Origin of the sequence: Pseudomonas reactans (assembly GCF_013385825.1) — a bacterium.
GTDB classification, from domain to species: Bacteria; Pseudomonadota; Gammaproteobacteria; order Pseudomonadales; family Pseudomonadaceae; genus Aquipseudomonas; species Aquipseudomonas reactans.
In genome coordinates, this window is the sequence record NZ_JACAPG010000018.1 from 199,241 (window position 1) to 214,257 (window position 15,017).

The window sequence follows — 15,017 nt, forward strand, 5'->3', positions numbered from 1 at the left end:
TTTCTATTTATCTTCTGACTCTCGGGTCACTAGCCTCTGGCAAGCACAACTGAATGTGCACTAAAAAAACCAGAGGAAACCTCGATGAAGACCCCAATGAGCCGCGGGCCCGTTTCAGCGCGACACGCGCTGGTACTGGCGATCGCCAGTTTGCTTTCCCTTTCGGTACACGCCGCCAACCTGACGCGCGACAACGGCGCTGCAGTAGGCGACAACCAGAGCTCGCAGACCGCCGGCGCCAATGGCCCGGTGTTGCTGCAAGACGTGCAGTTGATCCAGAAGCTGCAGCGTTTCGATCGCGAGCGCATCCCCGAGCGCGTGGTCCACGCCCGTGGTACCGGCGCCCACGGTACTTTCACCGTCACCGACAACCTCAGCGACCTGACCAAGGCCAAGGTGTTCGCGGCAGGCGAAGCCACCCCGGTGTTCGTGCGCTTCTCTGCTGTGGTCCATGGCAATCACTCTCCGGAAACCCTGCGTGACCCACGTGGTTTCGCCACCAAGTTCTACACCGCTGAGGGCAACTGGGACCTGGTAGGCAATAACTTCCCGACGTTCTTCATCCGCGACGCGATCAAGTTCCCGGACATGGTCCACGCCTTCAAGCCGGACCCGCGCACCAACCTGGATGACGACTCCCGTCGCTTCGACTTCTTCTCCCACGTGCCCGAGTCCACCCGCACGTTGACCGAGCTGTACTCCGACTCCGGCACCCCGGCCAGCTATCGGGAAATGGACGGCAACGGTGTGCATGCCTACAAGCTGATCAACGCCAAGGGCGAAGTGCACTACGTCAAGTTCCACTGGAAGAGCCTGCAAGGCATCAAGAACCTCGACCCCAAGCAAGTCACCGAAGTGCAGGGTCGTGACTACAGCCACATGACCAACGACCTGGTCACTCACATCAACAAGGGCGATTTCCCCAAGTGGGACCTGTACGTGCAGGTGCTCAAGCCTGAGGACCTGGCCAAGTTCGATTTCGACCCGCTGGACGCCACCAAGATCTGGCCGAATGTGCCTGAGCGCAAAGTCGGGCAGATGGTGCTGAACCGCAACCCGGCCAACGTGTTCCAGGAAACCGAGCAAGTGGCCATGGCCCCGGCCAACCTGGTGCCGGGTATTGAGCCGTCCGAGGACCGTCTGCTGCAAGGCCGCGTATTCTCCTACGCCGACACCCAGATGTACCGCCTGGGCGCCAACGCCCTGCAACTGCCGATCAACGCACCACGGGTGACCGTCAACAACGGTAACCAGGACGGCGCGATGAACTTCGGCAAGACCACCACTGGCGTGAACTACCAGCCAAGTCGTCTGCTGCCACGGGACGAGCCGCAAACCGCGCGCTACAGCCAGTCAGCCCTGTCGGGCAGCACCCAGCAGGCGAAGATCCAGCGCGAGCAGAACTTCAAGCAGGCCGGTGATCTGTACCGCTCCTTCACGAAGAAAGAGCGCCAGGACTTGATCGAGAACTTTGGTGGCTCGCTGGCGACCACCGATGACGAGAGCAAGCACATCATCTTGTCGTTCCTGTACAAGGCCGACCCGGAATATGGCACCGGCGTGGCCAAGGTTGCCAAAGGTGATCTGGCGCGCGTGAAGGCGCTGGCGGACAAACTCACCGACTGACCACGCACCTCCCTGTAGGAGCCGGCTTGCCGGCGATGGCGTCCTTGAGGGTGCCATCGCCGGCAAGCCGGCTCCTACAGGGGATCTATTTAGAGGATTTGAACGATGCGTACCTTCATATTGGCTCTTCTGGCCTGCTGCTCGCTGAACGTATTGGCCGAGCCGTCTGATGATCCGGTCGCGCTCAAGATACAACTACAGGACTACTACTTCGACGCCGCCCGCCGAGGCGACCTCGACATGCTCAACACCTTTATCGACTCCGGCTATAGCCTCAACACCCAGGATGACAAGGGCTACACTGCGCTGATCCTCGCCGCTTACCACGGCCAGGGCCCGTTCGTGGAGCGCTTGCTCAATGCCGGAGCCGACGCCTGCGTGCAGGACAAGCGCGGCAACACGGCGCTGATGGGCGCGATCTTCAAGGGCGAGCTGAAAATCGCCCAGCGCCTGCTGGCGACCGACTGCAACCCCGACCAACGCAACGGCGCCGGGCAGACGGCGGCCATGTATGCCGGGCTGTTCAAGCGGGTCGAGTTGCTGGATGAATTGAAGGCCAAGGGTGCCGACCTCAACGCCGAAGACCCGATCGGCAACAGCGCTTCACGATTGGCCAGCGGTGAAATCCGGACCCCGGCGTCGCGCTGAGCTATCATCGCGGTTTTTCGGTTGGAGGTTCTCAAATGGCAAAGGCCAAGCGCATGTACGGCTGCACGGAGTGCGGCGCGACCTTTCCCAAGTGGGCCGGCCAGTGCACCGAGTGCGGTGCGTGGAACACCCTGACTGAAACCATGATCGAAAGCGGCGGCGCTGCGGCCCCCACCGGCCGGGCCGGCTGGACCGGGCAACAGGCGCAGATCAAGACGCTGGCCGAAGTCAGTGTTGAAGAAATTCCGCGTTTCTCCACGGCCTCCGGTGAATTGGACCGGGTGCTGGGCGGCGGCCTGGTGGACGGCTCGGTGGTGCTGATCGGCGGCGATCCGGGCATCGGCAAATCGACGATCCTGTTGCAAACCCTGTGCAGCATCGCCAGCCGCATGCCAGCGCTGTATGTCACCGGCGAGGAATCCCAGCAACAAGTGGCCATGCGCGCCCGTCGCCTGGGGCTGCCTCAGGATCAACTGCGGGTGATGACCGAGACCTGCATCGAAAGCATCATTGCCACGGCGCGGATCGAAAAGCCCAAGGTCATGGTGATCGACTCGATCCAGACGATTTTCACCGAGCAATTGCAATCGGCGCCGGGCGGCGTGTCTCAGGTGCGTGAAAGTGCGGCGCTGCTGGTGCGTTATGCCAAGCAGAGCGGCACCGCGATCTTCCTGGTCGGTCATGTGACCAAAGAGGGCGCACTGGCCGGGCCACGGGTGTTGGAACACATGGTCGACACCGTGTTGTATTTCGAAGGTGAATCCGATGGCCGTCTGCGTTTGCTGCGGGCGGTGAAGAACCGTTTCGGCGCGGTCAACGAACTGGGCGTGTTCGCCATGACGGACCGGGGGCTTAAAGAAGTCTCCAACCCTTCAGCGATTTTTCTCACGCGTGCCCAGGAAGAAGTCCCAGGCAGCGTGGTGATGGCAACTTGGGAAGGCACCCGGCCGATGCTGGTGGAAGTGCAGGCGCTGGTGGATGACAGCCATCTGGCCAACCCTCGCCGCGTAACCTTGGGCCTGGATCAGAACCGCCTGGCGATGCTGCTCGCCGTATTGCACCGTCACGGCGGCATCCCGACCCACGACCAGGACGTGTTCCTCAACGTGGTCGGCGGGGTCAAGGTGCTGGAGACTGCGTCCGACCTCGCGTTGATGGCGGCGGTAATGTCCAGCCTGCGTAACCGGCCATTGCCCCATGACTTGCTGGTGTTTGGTGAGGTGGGCCTGTCGGGCGAGGTGCGTCCGGTGCCCAGTGGCCAGGAACGCTTGAAGGAAGCCGCCAAGCACGGCTTCAAACGGGCAATCGTGCCTAAAGGCAATGCGCCGAAGGAGTCGCCGCCGGGGATAAAGATCATTGGCGTAACGCGCCTGGAACAGGCGTTGGATGCACTATTCGAGTAGGGCGCCCAGCTCGCGCTCCAACTCTTGCTGATCACCCAGGTTCAACTCGATCAGTCGTCGCAAATGGCTGATCGAGTCCAGGTCGATGTGCTGGCACACAAACCCAAGCTGCCCGTGATCGTCATGGGCCAGCTTCACCTGCATCTTTATATGCGCCCGTGGGTCCAGCCGGATGTCCACGTCAAATAGCCGCTTGCCATTACCCCGCCAGTCGTCAGGGCGCTCCACCAGCAAGCCGCGCAGCGATAAATCCAGCAGTTGCACCGGCCAATTCCAGCTGTCCTGGGCAATGGTCGTCTTGGCATCAAAGGCGATGCGACGGAAACGGCGGCGTTCAGACGGTTGCTCGGTCATGGTGAAACCCTCTGGAGATAGAAGGATTGTAGCCCCGAGCCATCATCGGGCATTTATTTCTGTTTTTTTTGCCTGCGCAAGGCTCTAGACCAACGTAGGGGGGTGGCCTTTGAGGCCAACAGCGCTAAACTCGGGATGGCTGTCCTTTCTGTCCACCCTGGCTGGAATATAAAAATGAAAAATAATAATAGCCTGCTACGCCACCTACCCTGGCTGGTGCTGGCAATCGTAGGAGCGTGCGCCCTGGGCGTAGTGGCCTTGCGCCGCGGCGAGGCGATCAACGCCTTGTGGATTGTGGTCGCTGCTGTGGCCATCTATCTGGTTGCGTACCGTTACTACAGTCTGTTCATCGCTAACAACGTGATGCAACTCGATCCACGGCGGGCCACCCCCGCAGTGCTCAACAATGACGGTCTGGACTATGTGCCGACCAACAAACACATCCTGTTCGGTCACCACTTTGCGGCGATTGCCGGTGCAGGTCCGCTGGTCGGCCCGGTGCTTGCGGCGCAAATGGGCTACCTGCCCGGCACGCTCTGGCTGATTGCCGGCGTGGTGCTGGCCGGCGCGGTGCAGGACTTCATGGTCTTGTTCCTGTCCACCCGTCGCAACGGCCGGTCCCTGGGGGACATGGTTCGCGAAGAGATGGGCCGTATCCCTGGGACCATCGCGCTGTTCGGCTGCTTCCTGATCATGATCATCATCCTCGCGGTGTTGGCGCTGATCGTGGTCAAGGCCCTGGCCGAGAGCCCATGGGGCATCTTCACAGTAATGGCGACCATCCCGATCGCGATGTTCATGGGCATTTACATGCGCTACATCCGCCCGGGTCGCATTGGCGAAATCTCGATCATCGGCGTGCTGTTGCTGCTCGGTTCGATCTGGCTGGGCGGGCAGATTGCCGCTGACCCGGTCTGGGCCAAGGCCTTTACCTTCACCGGCATTCAAATTACCTGGATGCTGATCGGCTACGGTTTTGTCGCCGCAGTGCTGCCGGTGTGGCTGATCCTGGCGCCGCGTGATTACCTCTCCACTTTCCTCAAAATCGGCACCATCATCGCCCTGGCGATCGGTATCCTGGTCACCATGCCAGAGCTGAAAATGCCGGCCCTGACCCAGTTCATCGACGGCACCGGCCCGGTGTGGAAGGGCGGTCTGTTCCCGTTCCTGTTCATCACCATTGCCTGTGGTGCGGTCTCGGGTTTCCACGCGCTGATCTCCTCGGGCACTACGCCCAAGTTGCTGGATAACGAAACCAACGCCCGCTACATCGGTTACGGTGGCATGTTGATGGAGTCGTTCGTGGCCATCATGGCGATGGTTGCCGCTTCGGTGATCGAGCCTGGTGTTTACTTCGCCATGAACAGCCCGGCTGCCGTGGTCGGCAGTGATGTGGTGACTGTGGCGCAAACTGTCAGCAGCTGGGGCTTTGCGATTACGCCTGAGGCGTTGTCAGCCGTGGCCCATGACATCGGTGAAACCACCATCCTGGCGCGTGCCGGCGGAGCACCGACCCTGGCGGTGGGTATCGCGCAGATCCTGCACAGCGTACTGCCGGGTGAAAACACCATGGCATTCTGGTACCACTTTGCGATCTTGTTCGAAGCGCTGTTCATCCTGACGGCAGTCGACGCCGGTACCCGTGCCGGTCGCTTCATGCTGCAAGACCTGCTGGGTTCCTTCGTGCCGGCGCTGAAACGTACCGAGTCGTGGACGGCCAACCTGATCGCGACCGCCGGTTGCGTGGCCATGTGGGGTTACTTGCTGTATCAAGGCGTGATCGACCCACTGGGCGGCATCAACACCTTGTGGCCGCTGTTCGGTATCTCCAACCAGATGCTGGCAGGTATCGCGCTGATGCTGGCGACCGTTGTGCTGATTAAAATGAAACGCCAACGCTACATCTGGGTGACGATGCTGCCGGCGGTTTGGCTGCTGATCTGCACCACCACGGCGGGCTTCATCAAGCTGTTCGACGCCAACCCGGCAATCGGCTTCCTGTCGCTGGCCAAGAAGTACAGCGATGCTCTGGCCAATGGGCAGATCCTCGCCCCGGCGAAGAACATCGACCAGATGCAGCACGTGATCTGGAACGCCTACACCAACGCAACGCTGACGGCGCTGTTCCTGTTCGTGGTGTTCAGTATCCTGTTCTATGCGCTCAAGGTCGGCGTTGCCGCCTGGGGTAACAAAGCGCGTACGGATAAAGAAGCCCCTTACCAGGCTGTACCGGACGCATGATCGAGGGTTGCAACCATGTTCAATGACATCAATCGCCTCGGTAAATACCTCGGTCAGGCCGCGCGCCTGATGGTCGGCATGCCCGACTACGATACGTACGTCGAGCATATGCAAACCAAACACCCGGACAAACCGATGATGGACTACAAGGCGTTCTTCCGGGAACGCCAGGAAGCCCGTTACGGTGGCAAGGGTGGGCCCAAGTGCTGTTGAGTTAACGCAACGCCCTGTAGGAGCGAGCTTGCTCGCGAAAAACCCAAGGACAGCACGTGCATCCAGACAGCACGCGTTATCGTTGACGTTCTTCGCGAGCAAGCTCGCTCCTACAGTTGTTTTTGCGCCCCATTTTTCAGGAGAATCTCTTTGTCCTCTCCCATCCCAGTCACCGTCCTCAGCGGCTTCCTCGGCGCCGGCAAGACCACCTTGCTGCGCCACCTGCTCAAAACCGAGCACGGCCTGAAAATCGCCGTGATCGAAAACGAATTCAGCGACGCCGGTATCGACACCCAATTGCTGGGCGCCGAGCCGGTGCAAGTCATGACCCTGTCCAACGGCTGCGTGTGCTGCACCATCCACACCGACCTGACCAAAGCCCTGTACCTGCTACTCGAACGCCTGGACAGCGGCGAGATCGCCTTCGACCGCCTGGTGATCGAATGCACTGGCCTGGCTGACCCGGCGCCGGTGGCCCAGACCTTTTTCATCGACGAAGAACTGCGCGAGCGCTATATCCTCGACGGCATCATTACCTTGGTGGACGCGGCCCACGCCGAGCACCACCTGACCCAGACCATCGCCCAGGCCCAGATTGGCTTTGCCGACCGCCTGCTGGTGAGCAAGCGCGACTTGGTGGACGACGCCACCTTCGACGCGCTCAGCGAACGCCTCACCCACATCAACCGTCGTGCGCCGATCCGTGTGGTGGACCATGGCAACATCGACCTGGCTGAACTGCTCGATGTGCGCGGCTTCAACCTCAACGCTGGCATGAGCCTACGCCCGGTGCGCGCTGCGCCGTCCATCGACCGTATCTCCAGCCTGGTGCTGCGCACCGACCAGCCGCTGGATATCGATCGCCTCAGCGCGTTCATGAACGAACTGTTGGAGGACCACGGCAAGCAGCTGCTGCGCTACAAAGGCGTGTTGAACATTGCCGGGGAAGACAGACGCATGGTGTTCCAGGGCGTGCTCAAGCTCTACGGCTTTGATTGGGACACGGAGTGGGAAGAGGGTGAGGCGCGGGAGAGTGTGATTGTGTTTATTGCCGATGAACTGCCGGAAGACAAGATTCGCGAAGGTTTCCAGCGCGTCTATCAGGCATAAAAAAACCCACCTGTAGGAGCGAGCTTGCTCGCGAAGAACGTATAGGCTCCGCGTGCATTCAGGATGCACGCGTTATCGTTGACGTTTTTCGCGAGCAAGCTCGCTCCTACAGTGGGCTTCTTTTTATTACGCGCCGTACACCGGCAGCTTCTTGCAGATGGCCTTGACCTTCTCACGCACCGCGTCGATCACGGCTTCGTTGTTCAGGTCAGCCAGGATGTCGCAGATCCAGCCAGCCAGTTCCTTGCATTCTGCTTCCTTGAAGCCACGCGTGGTCACAGCCGGAGTACCGAAGCGCAGGCCGGAGGTGACGAACGGCGAACGTGGGTCGTTCGGCACGGAGTTCTTGTTTACGGTGATGAAGGCTTTGCCCAAGGCAGCATCAGCATCTTTACCGGAAATGTCCTGCTTGATCAGCGACAGCAGGAACAGGTGGTTCTCGGTACCGCCGGACACCACGTCGAAGCCGCGCTCGATGAACACGCTTGCCATGGTCTGGGCGTTCTTGACCACTTGTTGCTGGTAGGTCTTGAACTCAGGCTGCAGCGCTTCCTTGAAGCAGATCGCTTTGGCGGCGATCACGTGCTCCAGCGGGCCGCCTTGGGCGCCTGGGAATACAGCGGAGTTCAGCTTCTTCTCGATGTCGGCGTTGGCGCGAGCCAGGATCAGGCCGCCACGTGGACCGCGCAGGGTCTTGTGGGTCGTGGTGGTCACGACGTCAGCGTAAGGCACAGGGTTCGGGTAGACGCCAGCGGCGACCAGACCGGCCACGTGGGCCATGTCGACGAACAGGTAAGCGCCGACTTTGTCCGCGATAGCGCGAAAGCGTGGGAAGTCCAGGATCTGCGAGTAGGCAGAGAAACCGGCCACGATCATTTTTGGCTTGTGTTCAACGGCCAGGCGCTCGACTTCGTCGTAGTCGATCAGACCGTTGGCATCGATACCGTATTGAACGGCGTTGTACAGCTTGCCGGAGGAGGAAACGCTGGCGCCGTGGGTCAGGTGACCGCCGTGGGCCAGGCTCATGCCCAGGATGGTGTCGCCGCCTTGCAGCAGGGCCAGGTACACGGCGCTGTTGGCTTGGGAACCGGCGTGCGGCTGGACGTTGGCGTAATCGGCGCCGAACAATTCTTTGGCACGGTCGATAGCCAGCTGCTCAACCACGTCGACGTACTCGCAACCACCGTAGTAGCGCTTGCCTGGGTAACCTTCGGCGTACTTGTTGGTCAAGACCGAACCTTGAGCCTCCATCACCGCAGGGCTGGTGTAGTTTTCCGAAGCGATCAGCTCAATGTGCTCTTCCTGGCGCACGGCTTCTTGCTCCATGGCGGCAAAGAGATCGGCGTCGTACTTGGCAATAGTCAAATCACGGCTGAACATGGCGGTCCTCAAGGATCGGGGGCAGAAAAGGAAGGCATTCTAACCCAATGGGTTTTAGATGGCATATGAAAGGACATCATGTCGCGGACAAGTGGGGCTCATCTGCGGATAGGCGGTGATGATACGGCCGCCATCGCCGGCAAGCCGGCTCCTACAGGCGATCGCATTCCAACTGTAGGAGCCGGCTTGCCGGCGATGAGGCCAGTGGCCTCACCGCAAAATTTCAGTCGAACATGAACAGCGCATCATTACTGAACTGCGCCTCGAACCGATTCGCCGGCATCGGCCGTCCGAACAGGTAGCCCTGCACTTCGTCGCAGCCATGTTCACGCAGGAAGTCCAACTGCTCATGGGTTTCCACACCTTCGGCGATCACCGCCAGGTTCAGGCTATGGGCCATGGCGATAATGGCGCGGGCGATCTGTGCGTCCTGCTCGCCTGACGGCAGGCCATCGACGAAGGTTCGGTCGATCTTCAACACGTCGATCGGGAATTGCTTGAGGTAGTTGAGCGACGAATAGCCCGTGCCGAAGTCGTCGACTGCAATGCTCAGGCCCAGGTTTTTCAGGCTGTCGAGGATCTGCATGGCCTCGTTGACCTCGCGCATCAGGATACTTTCGGTCAGCTCCAGTTCCAGGCACGCTGGCGGCAGGCCGGTGTCCTTGAGGATGGTGGCAATACGAGTGCCCAACTGGCCGTCGGAGAACTGGCGCGCCGAGATGTTCACCGAGACTTTCGGCACACGCACCTTGTTCTGGTGCCAGGTCTTGAGCTGTCGGCAGGCTTCGCTGATCACCCAATCGCCGACGTCTACCACCAGGCCCAACTCTTCCAGCACCGGTATGAAGTCCCCCGGCGGCACCAGGCCACGGCGCGGGTGACGCCAGCGCAGCAGGGCTTCGGCACCGGTCAGGCGTTTGCCGTCGCCGCTGAACTGCGGCTGGTAATAAAGCACAAATTCGTTCTGGTCCAGGGCGTGGCGCAGGTCGCTTTCCAGCTCCAGGCGTTCCAGGGCGCTGGCGTTCATGTCGGCCTGGTAGAACTGGAAGTTGTTCTTGCCGCGTTCCTTGGCGTGATACATCGCGGTGTCGGCGTTTTTCATCAACTGGCTCAGCTCGTTGCCGTCCTGGGGGCTCAGGGCGATGCCGATACTGGCGGTGACAAAAAACTCGCGGCCTTCCAGCACGAACGGCTTCACCAGGCTGGCAAGGATCTGCTCGGCCACATGAATCGCCCGGTTCAGCGCCATTTCACGGCTGATCCGCGGTTGCAGCAGCAGCGTGAACTCGTCGCCACCCATGCGCGCCACGGTGTCATCTTCGGCCACGCAGCCCAGCAGGCGTGTAGCCATTTCCTTGAGCATGCGGTCGCCGGCGGCGTGGCCCAGGGAGTCGTTGATCGGTTTGAAACGGTCGAGGTCGAGGAACATCAGCACCACCCACGACTTCTGCCGTTCTGCCGACTGCAACGCGGTGTGCAGGCGGTCCTGGAACAGCGTGCGGTTGGGCAGGTGGGTCAGGGCGTCGTAGTAAGCCAGGCGGTGGATGCGCTGCTCGCTGGCCTTGCGCTCGCTGATGTCACTGAAGAAGCACACATAACTGGCCAGGTCGCCTTCATCGTCGAACACGGCGGTAATGCCGACCCACGCCGGGTAATGCTCGCCGTTGCGCCGCTTGAGCCACACTTCGCCTTCCCACGTGCTGTGCTGATGCAACTGTTTGAGTACGTAGCGCAGGTGGGCTTCCTGCTGTTCGTCGACGGTGAGCATGTTCGGCAACTGGTCGAGCACATCGCTGACCGCATAGCCGCTGACCCGGCTGAACGCCTCGTTGGCCTGCACGATATAACCGGCGGGGTCAGTGATCAGGATCGCCGAGGTCGAGTGTTCGAAAACCGTGGCCGCCATGCGCAGGTCTTTCTCGGCACGACGTTGCTGGCTGATGTCGCGGCCCACGCCGAGGATGCCCTCGAAGGCGCCGTGTTCGTCCCACACCAGCACCAGGCGCAGCTCGATCGGCACTTTGCGACCATCTGCGCGCAGGCAGTCGAACAGGAACAACTGGGTCTGGATCTCATCACGCAGGCGGTTCAGCGCTTCAGGATCGCCCAGCGCACGGCTGACCTGCTCCATCAGGCTGTAAATGCCGGTCAGTTGCTGCGGGTTGGCGATGATCGACTGCCAGCCATTTTTGAACACCCAGTCCACGTCATAACCGAGCACGGCGTTGACCGAGGGGCTGATGTAGTTGAGGGCCAACTGGCTGTCGGTGGAGCAGATCACGTCGCTGATGCTTTCGGCCAGCATGCGGTAGCGCTGTTCACTGTCACGCAGGGATTCGCTGGCCTCGATCTGGTCGGTGATGTCCTTGGCCACGCCGATGATACGGGTGATCTGCGCACTCTTGTCGCGGGCCAGGGCTTGTTCGCGGATGTCAAAGCGCCGCCATTGGTTATTGCGGTGGCGGAAGCGCAGTTGGCATTGCAATTGGGTGGTGTAACCGACTTGGCGCTGCTGCTGGCGCAATTCGTGGTAATGCTCGGCGTCTTCCGGATGCAGCAGGATTTCCCAGAAGTACTCGCCCATTTGCTGCAGTTCGGCCTTGTTGTAGCCGAGGGTGTGGCCCAAGTGGTGGTTGCTGAAAATCATGCGTTGGCTGATGACGTCCTGCACATACAGGTGGTCGGGGACAGTGCGTACCACGTCGGACCAGAAGCTCTCGCGCTCCACCAGCGACAACTCAATCAACTTGCGGCTGGTGATATCGCTGATGCTGAGGATCACTGCCTTGAAGTCGTCCTGCTGCTCCGGAAAGCGCATCACCAGCCACAGGTATTGCTCGTTGCCAGCCACGTCCTTGAGCTGGATTTCCAGTTCCAACTGGTTCTGTTGGGTCAGTACCGCCTCAAGTATCTGGTAGCCGATGGAGGTGGCATTGCGCGGGCAGTCATCGATCAGGCGTTCCCAGGCTTCTTCGCAGGACCCCACGTTCAGCAGGCGCACCGCCACCTGGTTGACCTCGGTGATGCGCAGTTCCTTGAGCAGTTGCTGGCGTTCGTCGGGGTTGTCCTGCAGCCAGGCGTGCAGTTGCTCGCGGGTCTCCAGTCGGGTCTTGTCGAAGAACGCGTTCAGGCCCGACAGGTCGAGCACGCACAGGGCCACGCCGGTGCCTTCGAAAATATCCTGATAGCGCCGGCGGCCTTCATGCACTTGGCGCTGGCGGCGGCGCATGTTCAGCAACACGATCACCGGGATCAACGAGAACGCCAGGCCCAGCAGGCATTTGCCGATGAAGGCCGGCAACAGTTGCTCCAGCACCGCCGTGCGGTCGAACAGCCCGCGCAGCTGCCAGTCGCTTTTGCTCAGGGGCGTGACCAGTACGCTTTTATTCAGCTCGTCCGGGGTCAGCGCCGACGCCCATTGTGCCGGCATGCCGCTGTCCCGGCTGACAACCCGGTGGTTGATGCGATTCTCGATGACCCACATCGGGCGTTGGCCCTGGCCGTCCTGGCGGGTGAGGTTGGCCAGGTAGTTGGGGGCCAGGCGCAGCGCCCAGTACATTCTTGAGCCGCCGCTGGGTTGATGCAGCAATAGATAGATGAGGGTGCCGTCGTTACTGTTGCTCAGGTAATAAGACTGGGCGTGGCTACGTTGCACCAGATCTGCAAGCCAGGCGCTATCCTGGCTGTCGGCGGCGCTGTCACTGATCATCGCGCCGCTGGGGGCGAGCAGGGCCACGCTGCGCAACTCCGGCATCGAGCGCTGCAACGTGCGCATCAAGGCTTGTTGCTGTTCGCTATCACGCGGCGGCTCGACCATCGGCAGCAGGTTCAGGGCGATTTTCGCGCTGAGGGCCATGTTCAGGCTGATTTGTTCAGCCAGGTCAGCGCTGTAGTCGATGGTGTATTGCTGCTGGTTCTTCTGGTTTTGCTGCAACTGGTCGAGCAACTGCCAGAACAATAACGCGAGCAGCATGAGGACGAGCGTCGCCAATGCGCCTTTGAGGGTGCCGTGCAGGGGCGCTCCCGGCGCTATATGAGCGGCGCGCAGGGGAGTTGGCGGCGTGACTTTGGACAAGCTGTGATCCTGCGGTTTGGCTGGACTGGCGCGCGACGTGCACTATAAGCCGGACGCCCGGAGGGCGGCTAGCATGCCTTGACTTGTGGCAAAGTGCCAGCCCCGCCTGGCTGGACTGACCAAGCGCATTCAGGTAGCTTTGCCGGTTACGCGGGGGCGTTCCAGCCCCAGACATTCAGGCTTTTTCCGCTCGCAGGCATTGATAATAGTCAACGGCCCGCGCCGCGCATGGCCTGGCACGGGCTTCGCCCGCTTAATTCATCAGTCACTGACGCTAGGTTCACCATGGCTCAATACGTCTTCACCATGCATCGGCTGGGCAAAGTTGTTCCGCCGAAGCGGGAAATCCTGAAAAACATTTCGCTGTCCTTCTTCCCAGGCGCCAAGATCGGCGTACTCGGCCTCAACGGTTCGGGTAAATCCACCCTGTTGAAAATCATGGCCGGCGTCGACACCGAGTTCGAAGGCGAAGCCCGCCCGATGCCAGAGCTGAACATCGGCTACCTGCCGCAAGAGCCGATCCTGGACCCGACCAAGACCGTGCGTGAAGTGGTTGAAGAAGCCGTCAGCGTGATCAAGAACGCCCAGGCGCGCCTGGACGAGGTCTACGCGGCTTACGCTGAAGAAGATGCCGACTTCGACAAACTGGCCGCCGAACAGGCCAAGCTAGAAGCCATTCTGCAAGCTGGCGACGGTCACAACCTGGAGCGCCAGCTGGAAGTCGCCGCCGATGCACTGCGCCTGCCAGCGTGGGACGCCAAGGTCGAATTCCTGTCCGGTGGTGAAAAGCGTCGCGTGGCCCTGTGCCGCCTGCTGCTGTCGGCCCCCGACATGCTGCTGCTCGACGAACCCACCAACCACTTGGACGCCGATTCCGTCGCCTGGCTGGAACACTTCCTACACGACTTCCCAGGCACCGTGGTCGCGATCACGCACGACCGGTACTTCCTGGACAACGTGGCCGGCTGGATCCTCGAGCTCGACCGTGGCGCGGGTATCCCTTACGAGGGCAACTACTCCGGTTGGCTGGAAGCCAAGTCCGACCGTCTGGCCGCCGAATCCAAGCAACAATCGGCCCATGAAAAAGCCATGAAGGAAGAACTGGAGTGGGTGCGCAAAGGCGCCAAGGCCCGCCAGTCCAAATCCAAGGCACGTCTGCAACGCTTTGAAGAAATGCAGTCGCAGGAATTCCAGAAGCGCAGCGAAACCAACGAGATCTACATCCCGGCCGGCCCGCGCCTGGGTGACAAGGTCATCGAGTTCAAAAACGTTTCCAAAGGCTATGGCGACCGTGTGCTGATCGACAACCTGTCGTTCTCCATGCCAAAAGGCGCGATCGTCGGCGTTATTGGTGGTAACGGTGCGGGTAAATCCACGCTGTTCCGCATGCTGATGGGCAAGGAAACCCCGGATTCGGGCACCATCGAAGTCGGCGAAACCGTGCAGCTAGCCTGTGTGGACCAGAGCCGCGAAGACCTCGACGGCAGCAAGACCGTATTCCAGCAGATTTCCGACGGTTCCGACCAGATCCGCATCGGCAACTATGAAATCCCGTCGCGTACCTACGTCGGTCGTTTCAACTTCAAGGGCGGCGATCAACAGAAGTTCGTCAAGGACCTGTCCGGTGGTGAGCGCGGTCGCTTGCACCTGGCCCTGACCCTGAAAGAGGGCGGCAACGTCCTGCTGCTCGACGAGCCGTCCAACGACCTCGACGTTGAAACCCTGCGTTCCCTGGAAGAAGCCCTGCTGGACTTCCCGGGCGCCGCCATTGTGATCTCTCACGATCGGTGGTTCCTTGACCGCGTCGCGACCCACATCCTGGCGTACGAAGACGACTCGCAAGCGGTATTCTTCGAAGGTAACTACACCGAGTACGAAGCGGACCGTAAAAAGCGCTTGGGCGACGCTGCTGCCCAGCCGCACCGTGTGCGTCACAAAAAACTGGCCTGATTCGGGTTGGTGGTTTG

Annotated in this window: 10 protein-coding genes; 7 read left to right on the top strand and 3 right to left on the bottom strand. The window is 60.8% G+C overall.

The genetic code is table 11. The features are described 5' to 3' along the window. Positions 1-84 precede the first annotated feature (84 nt). The 3 genes from katB to radA all read left to right on the top strand — a co-directional run bounded on the left by katB (position 85) and on the right by radA (position 3,677). Positions 85-1,626 carry a catalase KatB gene (gene katB, locus HX868_RS21310; protein ID WP_177004282.1) on the top strand — a complete coding sequence of 514 codons (1,542 nt, stop codon included), beginning with the start codon at positions 85-87 and terminating at the stop codon, positions 1,624-1,626. Positions 1,627-1,731: 105 nt separating this feature from the next. After that, entirely contained in the window at positions 1,732-2,274 is a 543-nt protein-coding gene (locus HX868_RS21315) for an ankyrin repeat domain-containing protein (protein ID WP_177004283.1), read from the top strand. A gap of 35 nt (positions 2,275-2,309) precedes the next feature. Then, positions 2,310-3,677, top strand: a complete 1,368-nt coding sequence (gene radA / locus HX868_RS21320) for a DNA repair protein RadA (protein WP_016976768.1) — start codon at positions 2,310-2,312, stop codon at positions 3,675-3,677. On the opposite strand, the gene HX868_RS21325 is transcribed toward radA, so the two are convergent. Next, the gene (locus tag HX868_RS21325) at positions 3,666-4,031 is read right to left on the bottom strand and encodes a PilZ domain-containing protein (RefSeq protein ID WP_033901560.1); all 366 of its coding nucleotides are present in this window, start codon (positions 4,029-4,031) and stop codon (positions 3,666-3,668) included. The genes radA and HX868_RS21325 overlap by 12 nt on opposite strands. Before the next feature lie 174 nt (positions 4,032-4,205). Here HX868_RS21325 and HX868_RS21330 point away from each other — a divergent pair, with 174 nt between their 5' ends. The 3 genes from HX868_RS21330 to yjiA all read left to right on the top strand — a co-directional run bounded on the left by HX868_RS21330 (position 4,206) and on the right by yjiA (position 7,595). Further along, positions 4,206-6,272, top strand: a complete 2,067-nt coding sequence (locus HX868_RS21330) for a carbon starvation CstA family protein (protein WP_177004284.1) — start codon at positions 4,206-4,208, stop codon at positions 6,270-6,272. A gap of 15 nt (positions 6,273-6,287) precedes the next feature. After that, positions 6,288-6,485: a YbdD/YjiX family protein gene (locus HX868_RS21335; RefSeq protein WP_033901562.1), complete on the top strand. Its 198-nt coding sequence runs from the start codon at positions 6,288-6,290 to the stop codon at positions 6,483-6,485. A 150-nt stretch (positions 6,486-6,635) separates the two neighbouring features. After that, complete coding sequence (gene yjiA, locus HX868_RS21340) at positions 6,636-7,595, top strand: GTPase (RefSeq protein WP_177004285.1); 960 nt, start codon at positions 6,636-6,638, stop codon at positions 7,593-7,595. 126 nt (positions 7,596-7,721) lie between these two features. Here the strand turns inward: yjiA and glyA are convergent, their stop codons facing one another. Continuing rightward, the gene (glyA, locus tag HX868_RS21345; protein WP_017737423.1) at positions 7,722-8,975 is read right to left on the bottom strand and encodes a serine hydroxymethyltransferase; all 1,254 of its coding nucleotides are present in this window, start codon (positions 8,973-8,975) and stop codon (positions 7,722-7,724) included. 223 nt (positions 8,976-9,198) lie between these two features. Further along, on the bottom strand, positions 9,199-13,050 hold the full coding sequence (locus HX868_RS21350) for a bifunctional diguanylate cyclase/phosphodiesterase (RefSeq protein WP_177004286.1): 3,852 nt from the start codon (positions 13,048-13,050) through the stop codon (positions 9,199-9,201). A 285-nt stretch (positions 13,051-13,335) separates the two neighbouring features. Here HX868_RS21350 and ettA point away from each other — a divergent pair, with 285 nt between their 5' ends. After that, the gene (ettA, locus tag HX868_RS21355; RefSeq protein WP_028618004.1) at positions 13,336-15,000 is read left to right on the top strand and encodes an energy-dependent translational throttle protein EttA; all 1,665 of its coding nucleotides are present in this window, start codon (positions 13,336-13,338) and stop codon (positions 14,998-15,000) included. Positions 15,001-15,017 lie beyond the last annotated feature (17 nt).